Below are 17,705 nucleotides of genomic sequence, written 5' to 3' on the forward strand. Positions count from 1 at the left end.
AGAGCGATCTAAAAAGCTTAGGCATTATCCGGCAAGGACGGAGGGTGGGCCAGACATGAAAAATCCCACAGTCGCGCCAGGCACGACTGTGGGATCGATTTACTGCACAACCTTACTTGATGCGCTGACCTGGCTTGGCGCCGCTGTCAGGGCTGAGCAGGTAGATTTCTTCACCCCCAGGACCGGCAGCCATCACCATGCCTTCGGAGATGCCGAACTTCATTTTCCGTGGCTTGAGGTTGGCGATCATCATGGTCAGACGACCATTGAGCTTGGACGGATCCGGGTAGGCACTCTTGATCCCGGAGAACACGTTGCGTTGCTCGTCACCGATGTCCAGGGTCAGGCGCAGCAGTTTGTCAGCACCTTCCACGTGTTCGGCCTTGAGGATCAGGGCGACGCGCAGGTCGACAGCGGCAAAGGCATCGAACTCGATCTCTGGCGACAGCGGATCCTTGGCCAGTTCGCCATTGCCGACAGGCGCAGTTTCACCGGTGTCGGTCTGGCTCGCGGTCAGGTCCTCTTTCGAAGCGTCGCTCATGGCTTGCACTTTCACCGGGTCGATACGGGTCATCAACGGTTTGAACTCGTTCAGCTGATGGTTACTGAGCAAGGTGGCGTGGTCGTCCCAGGTCAGCGGCGCGACGTTCAGGAACGCCTCGGCGTCGGCGGCCAGCAACGGCAACACCGGCTTGAGGAAGATCACCAGTTGGCGGAACAGGTTCACGCCCAAGGCGCAGATGGCCTGGACTTCGTCCTGCTTGCCTTCTTGTTTATTCAGCGACCACGGCGCCTTGTCGGCGATCCAGGCGTTGGCACGGTCGGCCAGACCCATGATCTCGCGCATGGCACGGGCGAAGTCGCGAGCCTCGTAGGCGTCGCAGATGCTCGGCGCTGCGGCCAGGAACGCTTCAGTCAGTTCCGGCGCGGCATTACCCGCCACCAGCACACCGGCGTTGCCTTTATGGATGAAACCGGCGCAACGGCTGGCGATGTTGACGACTTTACCGACCAGGTCGGAGTTGACCTTCTGCACGAAGTCTTCGAGGTTCAGGTCGAGGTCGTCGACGCCACGGCTCAGCTTGGCCGCGTAGTAGTAGCGCAGGTATTCCGGCGACAGATGGTCCAGATAGGTTCGGGCCTTGATGAAGGTGCCGCGGGATTTGGACATTTTCTGACCGTTGACGGTCAGGTAGCCGTGGACGTTGATGCCGGTCGGTTTACGGAAACCGGCGCCTTCGAGCATGGCTGGCCAGAACAGCGCGTGGAAGTTGACGATGTCCTTGCCGATGAAGTGGTACAGCTCGGCGGTGGAATCCTTGCCCCAGAACGCGTCGAAGTCCAGGTCCGGACGACGGGCGCAGAGGTTCTTGAAGCTGGCCATGTAGCCGATTGGCGCGTCCAGCCAGACGTAGAAGTATTTGCCTGGCTCGTCGGGGATTTCGAAACCGAAGTACGGCGCATCGCGGGAGATGTCCCACTGTTGCAGGCCGGCATCCAGCCATTCGGCGATCTTGTTCGCCACGGCCTCTTGCAGGGTGCCGCTGCGGGTCCAGGCTTGCAGCATTTCCTGAAAGTCCGGCAGCTTGAAGAAGAAGTGCTGGGAATCCTTGAGCACCGGGGTGGCGCCGGAGATCGCCGACTTCGGATCCTTCAGATCAGTCGGCGCGTAGGTCGCACCGCATTTTTCGCAGTTGTCGCCGTACTGGTCTTCGGTACCGCATTTCGGGCAGGTGCCCTTGATGAAGCGGTCGGCCAGGAACATTTTCTTTTCCGGGTCGAAGTACTGAGTGATCGAGCGCTGGGCAATGTGCCCGGCGTCGCGCAGCTTCAGGTAGATCTGGCTCGACAGCTCACGGTTTTCTTCGGCGTGAGTGGAGTGGAAGTTATCGAAGTCCACCAAGAACTCGGCAAAGTCGGCGCTGTGTTCAGCCTGGACGTTGGCGATCAGTTGTTCCGGGGTGATGCCCTCCTTTTCCGCGCGCAGCATGATGGCCGAACCGTGGGCGTCGTCGGCGCAGACATAAATGCATTGATTGCCGCGGTGCTTCTGGAAGCGCACCCACATATCGGTCTGGATGTATTCCAGCATGTGGCCAAGATGGATCGAACCATTGGCATAGGGCAGGGCGCTGGTGACGAGGATCTTGCGTGGCTCGGACATGGGGCTCGGCTACTTGATGAAACGGAGGTCGGCCACTATAAAGCGCCGGCGCATATTTTTCACCCCGTGACCTGAAGGCTTATTGTTGCAAAAGAGCTTTTTGTGGCGAAGGGATCTTGTGGTGAGGAAATTCTGTGGCGAGGGGATTTATCCCCGTTCGGCTGCGCAGCAGTCGTAAACCATCGCACACAATGTGCCTGGTACTACTATGTAGTCGGATTTCGGGGCGGCTTCGCCACCCAACGGGGATAAATCCCCTCGCCACAGGTATGCGTGCGCTGCAAATAATCGTCAGACATGCCGCCTTGCACATAGAACGGTTAGGATACCCGCCTGATTTTCCAGTCTTGCTATCGGAGTTGCCCATGAGCGTCGTCAATCGCGCAGCGGTGGAAGCCGTCCTTCGCCAATACACCGACCCTTACCTGAACCAGGACCCGGTCAGCGCCGGGTGCGTGCGCGGCATCGACATTCAGGGTGATCGCGTCAGCGTCCAGCTGGAGCTGGGTTACGCCGCCGGTCTGTTCAAGAGTGGCTGGGCGCAATTGCTGCAAATGGCCATTGAAGGGCTGGACGGCGTGACCATCGCCCGCGTCGAGATCACCAGTGTCATTGCCGCGCACAAGGCTCAAGCGCAGATCCCGGGGCTGGCCAACGTCAAGAACGTGGTGGCCGTGGCGTCCGGCAAGGGCGGTGTGGGCAAATCAACCACCGCCGCCAACCTGGCCTTGGCCTTGGCCCGTGAAGGCGCCAAGGTCGGGATTCTCGACGCAGACATTTACGGACCGAGCCAAGGCATCATGTTCGGCATCCCCGAAGGCACTCGACCCAAGGTCAAGGATCAGAAGTGGTTTATTCCGATCAAGTCCCACGGCGTCGAAGTCATGTCCATGGCGTTCCTGACCGACGACAACACGCCGATGGTCTGGCGCGGGCCGATGGTTTCCGGTGCCTTATTGCAACTCGTCACTCAAACCGCCTGGGGCGACCTCGATTACCTGGTCATCGACATGCCACCAGGCACCGGCGACATTCAGCTGACCCTGGCACAGAAAGTCCCGGTGGCCGGCGCGGTGATCGTTACCACGCCGCAAGACCTGGCATTGCTGGACGCGCGCAAAGGCGTGGAGATGTTCCGCAAGGTCAACATCCCGGTGCTGGGCGTGGTGGAAAACATGGCCGTGCACATCTGCTCCAATTGCGGACATGCCGAGCATCTTTTTGGTGAGGGCGGTGGTGTGAAACTGGCCAACCAGTACGGCGTCGAGCTGCTGGCTTCCTTGCCGCTGTCGATGATCATCCGCGAGCAGGCCGATGGCGGCAAGCCAACGGTAATCGCCGAGCCTGACAGCCAGATTGCGATGGTTTACCAGGAACTGGCCCGCCATGTCGGCGCACGGATCGTGTTGCAGGAAGCGGCGACACCGGCCATGCCGACTATCACGATCAGCGACGATTAAACCGCTTTTGTAGCCAGGCTTGCCGGCGAAGGCGTCTTCAAGGTCGCTTTCGCCGGCAAGCCTGGCTCCTGCAAGGGCCGTGGTGTGGCTTTAGATCCGCAACCCGCCATCCATCTCCAGAATCCGACCGGTGTAGTAGTCGTTCTCGAAAATGTAGGCCGCCGAATGGGCGATCTCTTCAGTCTTGCCCATGCGCTTGAGCGGAATCGCGGACGTTATCTTCTCCAGCGCCTCAGGCCTCATGCCCAGCGTCATCTCGGTTTCGATAAAACCCGGTGCAATGCCCGCCACACGAATACCGTAGCGTGCCAGTTCCTTGGCCCAGGTCACGGTCGCCGCAGCGACACCCGCCTTGGCGGCGGAGTAGTTGGTCTGACCGACGTTGCCAGCGCGGGAGATCGACGAGATATTGATGATCGTGCCGCTGTTTTTCAGCTCGACCATTTTGGCCGCGACTTCACGGGTGCACAGGAATACGCCGGTCAGATTGACGTCGATGACCGCCTGCCACTGGGCCAGGCTCATCTTGGTCATCTCGCCGTCCTTGACCTTGATCAGCAGGCCATCGCGCAGAATCCCGGCGTTGTTGATCAGGCCATGGATCGCGCCGAAGTCTTCGGCCACCTGGGCGACCATGTGGGTCACTTGCTCTTCATTGGCGACATTGCACAGATAAGCGCGAGCATCGATGCCTTTTGCCTTGCAAGCGGCGACAGTGTCGTCGAGTTTTTCCTGGTTCAGGTCCACCAGCGCCAGCTTCGCTCCTTTAGCGGCGAAATACTCAGCCATGGAACGGCCTAAACCCTGGCAACCGCCAGTGATAATGATTACTTTGTCAGTGAGTTGCATTCGCATGCCCCAATAGCAGGTCAGAGGAGTGGTTTCCTTCTAGAGGGCCTCTCGATCTGCACCTGGCCTGGTTGCACATGAGAACTGCCCCGATGGCGTACTGGAACTTATCCCCAGGCGCCTGTCCGTTTTTTTGACGGTTTCTATTTAAGGAGTCATAAATTGAGCGTTGAAGCGGCCAAGAATGCCCGAGAATTGCTTCTCAAGGAATACCGTGGAGTGCTCTCGACACACTCCAAGGCGATGCCTGGTTTCCCGTTTGGCTCCGTGGTTCCGTACTGCCTGGACGAGCAGGGCTGGCCGCTGATCCTTATAAGTCGTATCGCCCAGCACACGCATAACCTGCAGAAAGACCCGAAATGCTCTCTGTTTGTGGGCGAGCGCGGAGCCGAAGACGTGCAAGCCGTTGGTCGCCTGACGTACCTGGCCGAAGCGGAAAAGCTCGAGGACGAGGCCGCCATCGATGCAGCAGCCGAGCGCTACTACCGCTATTTCCCTGATTCGCAGAGCTACCACAAGGCCCATGATTTCGATTTCTTGGTGCTCAAACCGGTACGTCACCGTTACATCGGCGGCTTCGGCGCGATTCACTGGGTCGATCAGTTGACCCTGGCCAACCCGTTCGCCGCAAAGGCCGAAGCGAGCATGGTCGAACACATGAATGCCGATCACGCCAAAGCCATCGCCCACTACGTCGAGCTGGCAGGCCTGCCGAAAACCGAGCCGGCGCAATTGGCGGGTATCGACACCGAAGGCATGCACCTGCGCATCGGTCAGGGCGTCTACTGGCTGCCGTTTCAAGCGCCGTGTAATACGCCGACACAAGTGCGCGAAGCCTTGGTTTTCCTGGCTCACGCCGAACATTGGCCGAAAAATGAAGTGGCCGACGCTTGAATTCACGAAACGGCGACGTCATCTAGGGAAGACTGGCAAGGCATTCTTGCGTTGAGGAACCATTTGATGCGCCCTTTTTTATTGCTCTTTGTACTGTTTCCGGTGTTGGAGCTGTTCGTATTCGTCAAGGTGAGCGGGGCGATCGGGTTTTTCCCGGCCCTGCTGCTGGTGATTCTCGGCTCGATGCTCGGCGTGTTCGTGCTGCGTATCGCCGGTCTGGCCACTGCACTGCGTGCCCGTGAAAGCCTGAACCGCGGCGAGCTGCCGGCCCAGACCATGCTTGAAGGTTTGATGCTGGCGCTGGCGGGTGGTCTGTTGATCCTGCCGGGCTTCGTCACCGACGTGCTGGGTCTGATCATGTTGCTGCCGATCTCTCGTCGGCTGTTGGCCAACAAAATGCGCCAGCGTGCCGAAGAGCAAGCGATCCGTCAGCGTGCATTCGCCGATGACCTTCAGCCACGTGGCGGTCCTGTCCCGCGCGAGCCGTTGGGCCGTGAGCCCAACGTGATTGAAGGCGAGTTCGAGCACCGCGATAACAAGTAATCCGCTACACCGGCACGGCACCTTCGGGTGCCGTGTTCGTTTGTGGGGCAGCAACATGAAAAAATTTGCTTACTCGCCCTTGTAATAAGCTGATGCGCCCTTATGTAACGGTCACCGCAAGGTTTCTGGCAATTACGCCAGACAGACTTCCGCGGTTCGCTCGTCGAATCGCACCCGGCACCGCCGGATTTGTTAAACCCGCCGGGATTACACCGGCCGATGAAAACCACAATTAGGAGAGATCGACAATGAAGCTTCGTCCTCTGCATGACCGCGTCGTCGTCCGTCGCAGCGAAGAAGAAAAGAAAACCGCTGGCGGTATCGTCCTGCCAGGTTCGGCTGCTGAAAAGCCAAACCAGGGTGAAGTCCTCGCTGTAGGCCCAGGCAAAGTACTGGACAACGGTGAAGTGCGTGCGCTGTCCGTGAAAGTGGGTGACAAGGTTGTGTTCGGCCCGTACTCCGGCAGCAACACTGTGAAAGTCGACGGCGAAGACCTGCTGGTAATTGGCGAAAGCGAAATCCTCGCTGTTGTCGAAGGCTGATTCCCCGCTCATTTTCCCGTTACTACAAAGTATTTAAGGAATATCGATCATGGCTGCTAAAGAAGTTAAATTCGGCGATTCCGCCCGCAAGAAAATGCTCGCCGGTGTCAACGTCCTGGCTGACGCAGTAAAAGCGACCCTGGGCCCTAAAGGCCGTAACGTGATCATCGAGAAGAGCTTCGGCGCTCCGACCATCACCAAGGACGGCGTGTCCGTTGCCAAAGAAATCGAGCTGAAAGATCGCTTCGAAAACATGGGCGCGCAGCTGGTCAAAGACGTTGCCTCCCGTGCCAACGATGACGCAGGCGACGGCACCACCACCGCTACCGTTCTGGCTCAATCGATCGTCAACGAAGGCCTGAAAGCCGTCGCTGCCGGCATGAACCCGATGGACCTGAAGCGCGGTATCGACAAAGCGACCATCGCCATCGTCAAAGAGCTGAAAGCCCTGTCCAAGCCTTGCGCTGACACCAAGGCCATCGCTCAGGTCGGCACCATCTCGGCCAACTCCGACAACTCCATCGGCGACATCATTGCCGAAGCCATGGAAAAAGTCGGTAAAGAAGGCGTGATCACCGTTGAAGAAGGCTCGGGCCTGGAAAACGAACTGTCGGTTGTTGAAGGCATGCAGTTCGACCGTGGTTACCTGTCCCCGTACTTCGTCAACAAGCCAGAGACCATGACTGCCGAGCTCGACGGTCCGCTGATCCTGCTGGTCGACAAGAAAATCTCGAACATCCGTGAGCTGCTGCCAGTACTGGAAGCTGTTGCCAAAGCCGGTCGTCCACTGTTGATCGTGAGCGAAGACGTTGAAGGCGAAGCCTTGGCGACTCTGGTTGTGAACAACATGCGCGGTATCGTCAAAGTGGTTGCCGTCAAGGCTCCAGGCTTTGGTGACCGTCGCAAGGCCATGCTGCAGGACATCGCTGTCCTGACCGGCGGTACCGTTATCTCCGAAGAGATCGGTCTGAGCCTGGAAAGCGCTACCCTGGAACACCTGGGTAATGCCAAGCGTGTAGCCGTAACCAAGGAAAACACCACCGTCATCGACGGCGCAGGCGTTGAAGCTGATATCCAGGCTCGCGTTCTGCAGATTCGCCAGCAAGTGGCTGACACTTCGTCCGACTACGACCGTGAAAAACTGCAAGAGCGTCTGGCCAAGCTGTCCGGCGGCGTTGCAGTGATCAAGGTTGGCGCGGGTTCCGAAGTTGAAATGAAAGAGAAGAAAGCCCGCGTTGAAGACGCCCTGCACGCAACCCGTGCAGCCGTTGAAGAAGGCGTGGTACCTGGCGGTGGCGTAGCGCTGATTCGCGCTCTGCAAGCCATCAGCGAACTGAAAGGCGACAACGCTGATCAGAACGTTGGTATTGCTGTACTGCGTCGCGCTATCGAATCGCCACTGCGTCAGATCGTTGCCAACTCCGGCGACGAGCCAAGCGTAGTCGTCGACAAGGTCAAGCAAGGTTCGGGTAACTTCGGTTACAACGCTGCTACCGGCGAATACGGCGACATGATCGAAATGGGCATCCTCGACCCTACCAAAGTGACTCGCTCTGCTCTGCAGGCTGCGGCGTCCATTGGTGGCTTGATGCTGACCACCGAAGCCATGATCGCTGATGCTCCGGACGACAAACAAGCTGGCGGCGGCATGCCAGACATGGGCGGTATGGGCGGCATGGGCGGCATGATGTAAGCCAGCCTTACCCAGTACGAGCTTACCCCTATAAAAAAGCCCCGCCTGCGATAAGCAGGCGGGGTTTTTTATTGCCTTCGATTGACCTGGATATTGAAATTGCACCGGACCACTGTGGGAGCGAGCTTGCTCGCGATAGCGGTATAACCGTCACCATCAATAGTGAATGTTATGGCCTCATCGCGAGCAAGCTCGCTCCCACATTAGTTTTGTATTTCAGGTGTTGACTGGTGATGCTTTAGCCACTCGCTCAGCCTTGGAAACCGGGCGATAAAGGATGTAGTAATACGACCCCAGACAAATCAGCCAGCAGAAAATCGCCGTCCACACATTGTGCGAAAAGAAGTGCGCGCCTTGCATCATCCGGCTGATGGAAAACACCGTGCCCAACGCGAAAGCGAACACAAACGCCTTGCGTGCCAGACGCGGACGACGGTCACGCAGGACAAAGAACAGCGCAAACAGTGTGAAACCGGTCGCCGCATGACCGCCGGGCCAGCAACGGCCAGGTTTATCGGTGTGCGGGCGAGGGCTGAGCAGTTCGCTATAGGTTTCGTGACCGCCGAACTGCTCAAGGCTCCATGGGCATTGAACGGCCGTCACCGCTTTGACTGGCGTGACAAAGGAGGTTGCCAGAGCGAGAGACAACACCAGGCAGCCCAGTTCCCGTTTGACCGGTTTGAGCCTGTCCATGAAAAAGGAGGCGATGAAACCGAAGATGGCCAACACCGAGAAGGCGATGACCACTTGCTTGGCACGGTCATGCAGGATGTTTTCGAGGAAGTCACTGTGCCTCCCGATGAAGTCACCCGCGACCGGGTCATACAACAGCTTGGCAAGGCCCATGTCCAGGGAGGTCAGTTCGAGCAGCACCAGAATGATCGCCGCGATGGCGGGAACACCCAGGCACACCCAGAAATTAAGGGGGCGGGAGGCGGGGCGGACAGCAGTCGAAACCATGGCAGTTCCTTGGGAAGTGAAATGTTCTGAAAAGCGCAGCCGCGCGGAGTTTGAGCCTGATTCTGTCGCCAGCGTGTGAATCGATAGTGAAAAAGTCGTTAAAGTCACCCCGGTTTTATGGGGTGGATTTACAACTTCACGCAGCCCTGGCCCTCAGCCACACTTGGCCTTAAGCTGCGCGGGCCAAGACGGCCGTTACTGTGTACGGAGGAGGTACCCATGCGAATTCTATTGGTTGAAGACAACCGCGATATCCTGGCTAATCTGGCCGATTACCTGGGGCTCAAAGGCTATACCGTGGATTGCGCGCAGGACGGTTTGTCAGGCTTGCACCTGGCGGCCACCGAGCATTACGACCTGATCGTGCTCGACATCATGTTACCGGGCATCGACGGCTACACCCTGTGCAAACGCCTGCGCGAAGACGCGCGCCTAGACACACCGGTGATCATGCTCACCGCTCGCGATCAACTGGACGACCGGCTGCAAGGCTTCAAGTCCGGCGCCGATGACTACCTGATCAAACCCTTTGCCCTGTCTGAGTTGGCGGCGCGCATCGAGGCGGTCATGCGTCGCGCCCAAGGTGGCGGCCGCCGCACTTTGCAGGTCGGTGATCTGAACTATGACCTCGATACCCTGGAAGTGACGCGAGAAGGACGTCTACTGAAACTCAACCCGGTGGGCCTGAAGTTGCTGGCCGTATTGATGCAGAAAAGTCCTCACGTACTGCGCCGCGAAATTCTCGAAGAGGCGCTGTGGGGTGATGACTGCCCGGACAGCGACAGCCTGCGCAGCCACGTCCATCAATTGCGCCAGGTGATCGACAAGCCGTTCGCCAAACCGTTGCTGCAAACCGTGCACGGTGTGGGTTATCGCTTGGCCGAGGGCCGTGATGGAGTTTAAACAGAGCCTTGCTCAACGGATCATCATCGCCTTTGCACTGATGAGCGCACTGGTCGCGGGAGCCTTTGCCATGGGCATTGTGGCGACCGTGCACCTGGTGGAAGAAAAATTGATTTCGGCGGGGCTGGGTGGCGATTTACAACGTCTGTTGCTGATGGACAGCGTGTCGGACTGGAGTCACCGTCCCGAGCCGGACCAAATGTTCTATTTCAGCGGCGGCCCGGGCGACTTCGAACTCCCCAAGGACCTGCGGCACCTGGACCCGGGCTTTCACGAAGTGTTTCGCGAGCAGCTGTCGTATCACGCGATGGTCGAAGTCGTCGACGGCCGGCACTACGTGCTGTTGCAGGATCAGAGCGATTTCGAAGAGCGTGAACGGGTGCTGTTTGCCGTGGTGCTGGTGGGCTTCGTCCTGAGTCTGGCGTTGGCGGTGTTTCTTGGCTGGGTACTGGCGCGCAAAGTGATGGCGCCCGTGGTGCGACTGGCCCGCCAGGTCCGTCACCGTGATCAATTATTGGGACTGGCGCCACCGCTGGCGCCGGATTACGCCGCCGATGAAGTGGGCGAGTTGGCCGTGGCCTTCGATGCCACCCTCGGGCGCTTGCGCCAGGCGTTGACCCGCGAACGGTTGTTCACCAGCGACGTCAGTCACGAACTGCGCACGCCATTGATGGTGCTGGCCAGCTCCTGCGAGCTGCTGCTGGAAAACCCCGGCCTCGATCAGCGTGGACGTGCTCAGGTCGAGCGAATCGCCCGCGCCTGTGAAGAGATGCGCGAACTGGTGCAAACCTTCCTGATGTTGGCCCGCGCACAGCGTGAAGACGCCGGCATGTCGCCCCAGCAGACCCTGAGCCAGGTAGCCGATGGACTGCTCCATCTGTGGCGCGAGCCGATCGAGGCCAAGGGGCTGGCGCTGATCTTTGAGCCGGGCAATCCGGCAAACACCTGCTACAACGCAACCCTGCTGCACGCGGTCATGGGCAACCTGCTGCGTAACGCGCTGCATTACACCGAGCACGGGTTCATCCGCCTGACCCTGACGGCCACGGGATTCATCGTCGAGGACAGCGGCGTGGGCATTCCAGAGGAAAAACGCGAGGCGATGTTCGAGCCCTTCGTGCGGGGCAATGAGAAACGCGGCGAGGGTCTGGGGCTAGGGCTATCGCTGGTGCAGCGGATCTGTGAAAACCAGGGTTGGAACGTCAGCCTGACGAACATGGAACCCAATGGGTGTCGTTTTCAGGTGGAGTTGCATTTGTCGGATGTGAAATGATCGACCTATTGCACCGCAGTAGCCCGAAGCAATCATTATCGTCCTGTAAAGCCTCGAAATAATTCGAGGTTTTACATAACATTTTTTTCACAAAGGCATCACCTGACGCTGACACGGCGCTACCTATAGTAGATGCCATCAACGGCTCAGGAGACCTTGTTGATGGACGGTCCGATCAAACTTGATTTTTCCGAAAAATACGACGATCAACACGCTCAACGATACTTGCGCAAGCATAAGGATGGCCTTGCCCGCCGTCTGTCCCACTGGCGTGACGAGCAACTAGCGCGCAAAGCGCTGGCACGGGTCGGTGAGCCGGGTCTGGTCCTCGATTTGCCCTGTGGTGCTGGACGTTTCTGGCCATTGCTGGCGGAAAAAACCAATCGTGCCATCATCGGGGCTGACAACTCCGAGTCCATGCTGAAGATTGCCATGCAGGCGCAACCTGCCGATGTGGTGAAACGGGTACAACCCTTGCACACTTCTGCATTCGACATTGCCTTACCTGACAACGCCGTCGACAGCATTTTCTGCATGCGTTTGCTCCATCACATCGGTGAAGCCGAGCATCGACTGACTATTTTGCGTGAGTTCGAGCGCGTCACCCGCGACAGCGTGATCCTTTCTTTGTGGGTGGACGGCAATTTCAAAGCGTGGAAACGCAAGCGCGCCGAGAAAACCCGTGGGCAGCAAGGTTACCAAAATCGATTTGTGTTACCGGCGGCTACGGTTGAAAAGGAATTCGAGCAGGTGGGTTTCCGTATCGAGGAACAACTGGACTTTTTACCGCTCTATGCCATGTGGCGGGTCTACGTATTACGCAAGAGGTAACAGAATGGCAGTGCAATGTGCAGCAGAAACGGACGTCACTCCTCAGGACCGCTTCGACTATTTCTGGAATCAGCGCGGTGAATGGGTAGAAGAACCCAACGTCCGTCGCGGAGGAGAAAGCGGCGTGCAGCGCGTCGTGAGCAGCAATGGACAGCTGCTTTACGTTAAACGTCAGACCGGGCATATCTATCGCAGCTGGCTGCACCCGTTCGGTCGGCCGACGGTGTTGCGCGAGCGCGATGCGCTCACTCGCATGCAGCTGCTCGACGTTGGTGTTCCGGAGATCGTTTTCTGCGGTGCTCAGCGCGATCCTGTACACAAATGGCGCGCATTGCTGGTGACCAAGTCGCTGGACGGATTTGAGGAAATCGAGCATTGGTACGCTGGCGGCGGTCGCGAGCGTCACGGTGAGGCTGTGCAGGATCGAGTGTTGAAGGATCTGGCCGAGAATCTGGCCCGGATGCACAAGGGTCGCTGGCAGCATAGCTGCCTCTACGACAAGCACGTATTCGTGCGCGTCACCGGCGAAGGCGAGGCTGCCAAAGTCGAAGTGGCGTTGATCGATCTGGAGAAATGCCGGCAGCGTTTGACCGCCCGTCGCGCAGCGGTCCATGACATGAAGCAACTGCGTCGCCACTCGTCATTCAGCACGACGGACTGGCAGAAACTCGTCTATTTTTATGAGACGGCGTTTGGCAGCGCTATCAAAGGTTTATAGCAATGAAACTCGAAATTGCACGAGGTGGGTTTTTGATAGGAGCCTTGGCAGTTGCTTCACTGGCGGTGGCGGCATGGGAGCAGCCCCGCACGCAAGTCCTCAGTTCAGTGAATGGCGACGCGCACTGTCCGTTGCCACGCGTTGCCAAGGCATCCGTGGCATCCCAACCCGATCATGATTTATTGCTGTTCATGTTCGGACTTTCTCAAGGATTGAGGCCGCAAAGTTGAACAGATTGAAGCCAAAATAAAAGGCCTCGCCCAACGCGAGGCCTTTTTTATGTCCTTGAAGACTTGCACATCTCAATGTGGGAGCGAGCTTGCTCGCGATAGCGGTGTGTCAGTCACCTCCATGATGACTGTGCAGCCGTCATCGCGAGCAAGCTCGCTCCCACAGGTTCTAGGGTTTGTCGGGTTTGGCCAGCACCGTGTAAACACATGGCAACACGAACAACGTAAACAACGTCCCGATCGACATCCCCGTGGCGATCACCGTGCCGATGTCGAACCGGCTGACGGCACCCGCCCCCGTGGCGATGATCAACGGCACCATACCGAACACCATCGCCGCAGTGGTCATCAACACCGGACGCAGACGAATCGCCGCCGCTTCCTCCACGGCTTCTCGCGGCGTCAGGCCTTTGTCCTTGCGTAACTGATTGGCGAATTCGACGATCAGGATGCCGTGCTTGCTGATCAGCCCGATCAACGTCACCAGGCCGACCTGGGTGTAGATGTTCATGCTCGACCAGCCCAGGAACAGCGGGATCAACGCGCCACAAATCGATAGCGGCACGGTCACCAGAATCACCAGCGGATCGCGAAAGCTTTCGAATTGGGCGGCCAGGACCAGGAAAATGATCGCCAGTGCCAGGGCGAAGGTGACCCACAGCGCACTGCCCTCCTGGACGTATTGCCGTGATGCGCCGGCATAGTCGAAGGCATAACCCACCGGTGCCTCTTCCCGAGCGATCTGGCGCACGGTGTCGATGGCTTCACCCATGCTGACCAGCGGCACACCGGACAGGATGCCCGAATTGAGTTGCTGGAACTGGTTCAACTGCCGTGGACGCGCCCGGTCGGTCACCGTGATCAGGGTCGACAGGGCCAGCAATTCACCTTGGGTGTTCTTGACATAATAATTGTTCAGCCAGTCGGGGTTATCCCGGAAAGGCCGTTCGACCTGAGCGATGACTTTGTAGCTGCGACCTTCAATGGTGAAACGGTTGATCTCCGCCTCACCCAGCAACGTCGCAAGTGTCCCGCCAAGATCCTGCATGGAAACACCCATCTGTGCGGCCTTGGCGCGATCGATATCCACCACCACTTCGGGCTTGTCGAACGCCAGGTCGAGGTCGACGAAGGCGAACTTGCCGGATTCCATTGCCCGCTTTTTCACCCGGTCGGCCACTTGCAGCAGTGACTCGTAATCGTTGGCGGAACTGATGACGAACTGAAACGGCAGCCCCTCGCCGGTGCCGGGCAGGGAGGGCAGGTTGAAGCCGAAAATCTGCAGCCCGGAAATGCTCTCCAGTTTGCGCTGGACCTCGGGCAGGATTTCCATCTGAGTGCGGCTGCGTTCGTTCCACGGTTTGAGCAGGAAGCCGCCGATGCCCGATTGCACGCCGTTGAAACCGTTGATCTGGAACGACGAGTAGTACTCGTGAAACGTCTTGAAGATCGTGACGAACTCGTCGGTGTAGGTGCTCAGATAGTCGAGGTTGGCCGGTTGCGGGGCGTTGGCAATCATGAAAATAATACCCTGGTCCTCGTCGGGCGCCAGTTCCGACTTGGTGAATTTGAGCAGCACCGGAATCAGGCACAGCACGATCACCGCGAACACCAGCACCACCGGCCGGGTGTTCAGGGTTGCGTGCAGCATGCTTTGGTAACGGCGCTTGAGGCCTTCGAATATCAGGTCCAGTCGATGGGCCAGGCCGCTGGGATTTTCGTCATGACGCAGCAAGAAGGCGCACATCATCGGCGACAGAGTCAGGGCGACGATGCCGGAGATCACCACCGCCCCGGCCAGGGTCAGGGCGAACTCCTTGAACAGTGCTCCCGTCAGCCCCGTCAGGAAGCCGATCGGCGCATAGACCGCCGCCAGGGTGATGGTCATCGAGACCACCGGCATGGCGATTTCCCGGGCGCCTTCGATGGCCGCATCCAGCGGCGTCTTGCCTTCTTCGATGTGCCGGTGGATGTTTTCCACCACGACGATGGCGTCGTCCACCACCAGGCCGATGGCCAATACCATCGCCAGCAACGTCAGCAGGTTGATCGAGTAGCCCATCATCTGCATGAAGAACATCACGCCGATCATCGACAGCGGGATGGTGACCACCGGGATCACCACCGAACGCAGCGCGCCGAGGAACAGGAATACCACCACGATGACGATCAGCACCGCTTCGAACAATGTTTTGATCACCTCGTTGATCGATGCCTGGATGAACAGCGTGGCGTCGTAGGCGATTTCACCTTTGAGGTTCGGCGGCAGTTGGGCTTCCAGGTCCGGCATGATCTTGCGCACTTCCTTGATCACGTCCAGCGGGTTGGCGCCAGGCGTGGCCTTGATGCCGATGTACACCGAAGGTGTACCGCCGAAAGAACTGATCGAGTCGTAGTTTTCCGCGCCCATTTCCACTCGCGCAACATCGCTGAGCAGCACGCGACTGTCGCCCTCGACCTTGAGCGGGATCGCGGCGAAGGCTTCAGCGGATTTGAGCTCGGTGTTGGCGTTGATGCTGGTGACGACGTACTCGCCTTTCACTTCGCCGGCGGCGGAGAGGAAGTTGTACTTGCGCACCGCATCGGTCACGTCGATGGCACTCAGGCCGAAACCGGCCAGTTTTACCGGGTCCAGCCACAGGCGCATGGCGAACACCTGGTTGCCGAGAATCTCGGCTTCGGCCATGCCCGGCAGGGTCGCCAGTTTCGGCTGGATGACTCGCGACAGGTAGTCGGTAATCTGCGGGTTGCTCAGCTCCTTGCTGAAGAAGCTGATGTACATCAGTGCCGAGGCGTCGGCGGCTTCCTTGCTCAGTACCGGGTCTTCGGCGTCCTGGGGCAGCTGGTTTTTCACCTCGTTGGCCTTGGCCAGCAATTCGGTGAACAAGCGGTCGCTGTTGGCGCCAATGCGCGCGTAGATCGAGATCACCGAGAAGTTCTGGCGACTGACCGACGTCATGTAGTCGATACCCTCGGCGCTGGCCAGACTCTGCTGCATCGGTTGGGTGATGTAGCCCTGGATGGTCTCGGCGTTGGCCCCGGGGTAAGCGGTGGTGACCGTGATCAGGGCGTTTTCCATTTGCGGATATTGGCGCAGCGGCAACTTGCTCCAGGCCTGGAAGCCCAGCAGCACAATCAACAGGCTGACCACGGTGGCGAGCACCGGGCGGCGGATGAACGGGTCGGTAAAAGCCATGGGGATTCCTTGATCAGTCAACGCGAGGCTGACTGCTCTTCTCGGCTAGTGTCTTGTCGTCGCTGATCGCGATATGTGCGCCATTGTCCAGTTTGATCTGGCCGGCCGTGACCACTTTCTCACCGTTCTGCACCCCTTTGGTAATCATCACCAGGCCATCGCGGCGCTCGCCGGTTTCAATGAAACGCCGTTCGGCGATCAGAATGGGCTCGCCCTTATCGTCCTTTGCGACGCTGCCGTCTTCGGCTTTTTTCTGCGCAACGACATACAGCGAATTGCCGTACAGCGTGTAGGTGATCGCGCTTTCCGGCACGACAATGCGCGGCTGCGGGTCGGGCAACAACACTTGCAGGCTGGCGAACATTCCCGGCAACAGTTTGCCGTCGGGGTTGGCCAGGGTTGCGCGGACCTGAACGTTGCGTGTGCTGTTTTCGACTTTCGGGTTGATTGCACTGAGGGTCCCGGGGAAGTTCTGCGCCGGGTAGGCCGAGACAATGATCTGCACCGGTTGGCCGATGGCGATCTTCGGCACCGACTGCTCGGGCACGAAGAAGTCGACGTAGAGACTGCTGAGGTCTTGCAGGGTGGCGATCATGGTGCCGCTGGCCACGTAGTCACCGACGTCCACCTGACGAATGCCGATGGTTCCGCTGAACGGCGCGACGATGCGTTTTTTCTCGAGCGCAGCCTTGAGCTGATTGACCGTGGCCTTGTTCTTTTTGAAGACCGCCGAGAGTCGGTCGAATTCGCCTTTGGAGATCGCCTGGCTGCCCACGAGCTGGCTGCCACGGTTGTAATCCACCTGGGCCAGCCCGAGGTCGGCCTGAGCGGTTTCCAGCAGGGCGGTTTCCACGGCGCTGTCGAGCTGGACGATCGGCTGACCGGTCTTGACCTTCTGCCCCGACTGGAATTGCACATCGGTGACGGTGCCGGCGATCTCCAGGCTCAAGTCGACGCCTTGCAGCGCCTTGAGGGTGCCGACGGTCGGCAGGCGGGCTTGCCACGGCCGTTCGGTGGCGGTGGCCACAGCGACACTGATCGGCGGTTTCGGCGCAGCGAAGCCCTGAATCATCGTGTAAATGGAGAAGGCTTTGTAACCGGCCAGGACCAGTACGATCAGCAGAACAACACCCAACATGATCAGCATGCGGCGACGCAGCATATTTCCACTTCCTTGGAGAAAATCAGGTGAGACAGTCGGGCACATTACTCCGAGTGGGAGGGGGATTCCAACTGGCAGTTATTACAGACTGACGCAAACCCTGTAGGAGCGAAGCTTGCTCGCGATATAGGTACTCCGTTCCTTTCTCTTCCATACTGACTTCGCTGGAAGTTGGCTGTCGGCGAGGAAGGAACATGCACCTGCGGGCTACGAATATGCTCGCGCAGCACTCGATGATTACGCTTTCACCTTCGAGTCCACAGGTGCGCTTGCGCCCTCTAACGAAT

Annotated in this window: 15 protein-coding genes; 10 read left to right on the top strand and 5 right to left on the bottom strand. The window is 58.7% G+C overall.

Annotation, left to right across the window (positions count from 1 at the left end; translation table 11 throughout):
- Positions 1 to 112: 112 nt before the first annotated feature.
- The gene (gene metG / locus ACYZTR_RS06720) at positions 113 to 2,164 is read right to left on the bottom strand and encodes a methionine--tRNA ligase (RefSeq protein WP_461977460.1); all 2,052 of its coding nucleotides are present in this window, start codon (positions 2,162 to 2,164) and stop codon (positions 113 to 115) included.
- A gap of 365 nt (positions 2,165 to 2,529) precedes the next feature.
- On the opposite strand from metG, the gene apbC reads away from it, so the two are divergent.
- A complete protein-coding gene (apbC, locus tag ACYZTR_RS06725) occupies positions 2,530 to 3,624 on the top strand; it encodes an iron-sulfur cluster carrier protein ApbC (protein ID WP_461977462.1) in 1,095 nt (364 codons plus the stop codon).
- A 90-nt stretch (positions 3,625 to 3,714) separates the two neighbouring features.
- On the opposite strand, the gene ACYZTR_RS06730 is transcribed toward apbC, so the two are convergent.
- Positions 3,715 to 4,473, bottom strand: a complete 759-nt coding sequence (locus tag ACYZTR_RS06730; RefSeq protein ID WP_461977463.1) for an SDR family oxidoreductase — start codon at positions 4,471 to 4,473, stop codon at positions 3,715 to 3,717.
- A 162-nt stretch (positions 4,474 to 4,635) separates the two neighbouring features.
- Between ACYZTR_RS06730 and ACYZTR_RS06735 the strand changes: the two genes are divergently transcribed.
- From ACYZTR_RS06735 to groL, 4 genes are all read left to right on the top strand, one after another.
- Positions 4,636 to 5,367, top strand: coding sequence for a HugZ family pyridoxamine 5'-phosphate oxidase (locus ACYZTR_RS06735; protein ID WP_461977464.1), 732 nt, complete (start codon positions 4,636 to 4,638; stop codon positions 5,365 to 5,367).
- 66 nt (positions 5,368 to 5,433) lie between these two features.
- Positions 5,434 to 5,910, top strand: a complete 477-nt coding sequence (locus ACYZTR_RS06740; protein ID WP_282375384.1) for an FxsA family protein — start codon at positions 5,434 to 5,436, stop codon at positions 5,908 to 5,910.
- A 248-nt stretch (positions 5,911 to 6,158) separates the two neighbouring features.
- Positions 6,159 to 6,452, top strand: coding sequence for a co-chaperone GroES (locus ACYZTR_RS06745; RefSeq protein ID WP_007948593.1), 294 nt, complete (start codon positions 6,159 to 6,161; stop codon positions 6,450 to 6,452).
- A 49-nt stretch (positions 6,453 to 6,501) separates the two neighbouring features.
- Complete coding sequence (groL, locus tag ACYZTR_RS06750) at positions 6,502 to 8,145, top strand: chaperonin GroEL (RefSeq protein WP_461977466.1); 1,644 nt, start codon at positions 6,502 to 6,504, stop codon at positions 8,143 to 8,145.
- A 216-nt stretch (positions 8,146 to 8,361) separates the two neighbouring features.
- On the opposite strand, the gene ACYZTR_RS06755 is transcribed toward groL, so the two are convergent.
- On the bottom strand, positions 8,362 to 9,105 hold the full coding sequence (locus ACYZTR_RS06755) for a phosphatase PAP2 family protein (protein ID WP_461977468.1): 744 nt from the start codon (positions 9,103 to 9,105) through the stop codon (positions 8,362 to 8,364).
- Between the two features lie 219 nt (positions 9,106 to 9,324).
- Here ACYZTR_RS06755 and colR point away from each other — a divergent pair, with 219 nt between their 5' ends.
- The 5 genes from colR to ACYZTR_RS06780 all read left to right on the top strand — a co-directional run bounded on the left by colR (position 9,325) and on the right by ACYZTR_RS06780 (position 13,060).
- Complete coding sequence (gene colR / locus ACYZTR_RS06760) at positions 9,325 to 10,008, top strand: two-component system response regulator ColR (RefSeq protein WP_461977470.1); 684 nt, start codon at positions 9,325 to 9,327, stop codon at positions 10,006 to 10,008.
- Complete coding sequence (locus ACYZTR_RS06765) at positions 9,998 to 11,281, top strand: sensor histidine kinase (protein ID WP_461977472.1); 1,284 nt, start codon at positions 9,998 to 10,000, stop codon at positions 11,279 to 11,281. The genes colR and ACYZTR_RS06765 overlap by 11 nt, the downstream gene beginning before the upstream one ends.
- A gap of 162 nt (positions 11,282 to 11,443) precedes the next feature.
- On the top strand, positions 11,444 to 12,112 hold the full coding sequence (locus tag ACYZTR_RS06770; RefSeq protein ID WP_461977474.1) for a class I SAM-dependent methyltransferase: 669 nt from the start codon (positions 11,444 to 11,446) through the stop codon (positions 12,110 to 12,112).
- A gap of 4 nt (positions 12,113 to 12,116) precedes the next feature.
- Positions 12,117 to 12,830 (top strand): lipopolysaccharide kinase InaA family protein, encoded by a 714-nt coding sequence (locus tag ACYZTR_RS06775; protein WP_461977476.1) that lies wholly within the window; start codon positions 12,117 to 12,119, stop codon positions 12,828 to 12,830.
- A 2-nt stretch (positions 12,831 to 12,832) separates the two neighbouring features.
- Complete coding sequence (locus tag ACYZTR_RS06780) at positions 12,833 to 13,060, top strand: hypothetical protein (protein WP_461977478.1); 228 nt, start codon at positions 12,833 to 12,835, stop codon at positions 13,058 to 13,060.
- A gap of 169 nt (positions 13,061 to 13,229) precedes the next feature.
- On the opposite strand, the gene ACYZTR_RS06785 is transcribed toward ACYZTR_RS06780, so the two are convergent.
- Both ACYZTR_RS06785 and ACYZTR_RS06790 read right to left on the bottom strand, forming a co-directional pair.
- Entirely contained in the window at positions 13,230 to 16,256 is a 3,027-nt protein-coding gene (locus tag ACYZTR_RS06785; RefSeq protein WP_461977480.1) for a multidrug efflux RND transporter permease subunit, read from the bottom strand.
- Between the two features lie 13 nt (positions 16,257 to 16,269).
- Positions 16,270 to 17,418: an efflux RND transporter periplasmic adaptor subunit gene (locus ACYZTR_RS06790; protein ID WP_461977482.1), complete on the bottom strand. Its 1,149-nt coding sequence runs from the start codon at positions 17,416 to 17,418 to the stop codon at positions 16,270 to 16,272.
- Between the last annotated feature and the right edge of the window lie 287 nt (positions 17,419 to 17,705).

The sequence above is a fragment of the Pseudomonas sp. Hz4 genome, assembly GCF_054898165.1.

Excerpts from the sequence above, each read along its gene's own strand:
- metG (WP_461977460.1), bottom strand. The coding sequence starts at position 2,164 with ATGTCCGAGCCACGCAAGATCCTCGTCACCAGCGCCCTGCCCTATGCC.
- apbC (WP_461977462.1), top strand. The coding sequence starts at position 2,530 with ATGAGCGTCGTCAATCGCGCAGCGGTGGAAGCCGTCCTTCGCCAATAC.
- ACYZTR_RS06730 (WP_461977463.1), bottom strand. The coding sequence starts at position 4,473 with ATGCAACTCACTGACAAAGTAATCATTATCACTGGCGGTTGCCAGGGT.
- ACYZTR_RS06740 (WP_282375384.1), top strand. The coding sequence starts at position 5,434 with ATGCGCCCTTTTTTATTGCTCTTTGTACTGTTTCCGGTGTTGGAGCTG.
- ACYZTR_RS06745 (WP_007948593.1), top strand. The coding sequence starts at position 6,159 with ATGAAGCTTCGTCCTCTGCATGACCGCGTCGTCGTCCGTCGCAGCGAA.
- groL (WP_461977466.1), top strand. The coding sequence starts at position 6,502 with ATGGCTGCTAAAGAAGTTAAATTCGGCGATTCCGCCCGCAAGAAAATG.
- ACYZTR_RS06755 (WP_461977468.1), bottom strand. The coding sequence starts at position 9,105 with ATGGTTTCGACTGCTGTCCGCCCCGCCTCCCGCCCCCTTAATTTCTGG.
- colR (WP_461977470.1), top strand. The coding sequence starts at position 9,325 with ATGCGAATTCTATTGGTTGAAGACAACCGCGATATCCTGGCTAATCTG.
- ACYZTR_RS06765 (WP_461977472.1), top strand. The coding sequence starts at position 9,998 with ATGGAGTTTAAACAGAGCCTTGCTCAACGGATCATCATCGCCTTTGCA.
- ACYZTR_RS06770 (WP_461977474.1), top strand. The coding sequence starts at position 11,444 with ATGGACGGTCCGATCAAACTTGATTTTTCCGAAAAATACGACGATCAA.
- ACYZTR_RS06775 (WP_461977476.1), top strand. The coding sequence starts at position 12,117 with ATGGCAGTGCAATGTGCAGCAGAAACGGACGTCACTCCTCAGGACCGC.
- ACYZTR_RS06780 (WP_461977478.1), top strand. The coding sequence starts at position 12,833 with ATGAAACTCGAAATTGCACGAGGTGGGTTTTTGATAGGAGCCTTGGCA.
- ACYZTR_RS06785 (WP_461977480.1), bottom strand. The coding sequence starts at position 16,256 with ATGGCTTTTACCGACCCGTTCATCCGCCGCCCGGTGCTCGCCACCGTG.
- ACYZTR_RS06790 (WP_461977482.1), bottom strand. The coding sequence starts at position 17,418 with ATGCTGCGTCGCCGCATGCTGATCATGTTGGGTGTTGTTCTGCTGATC.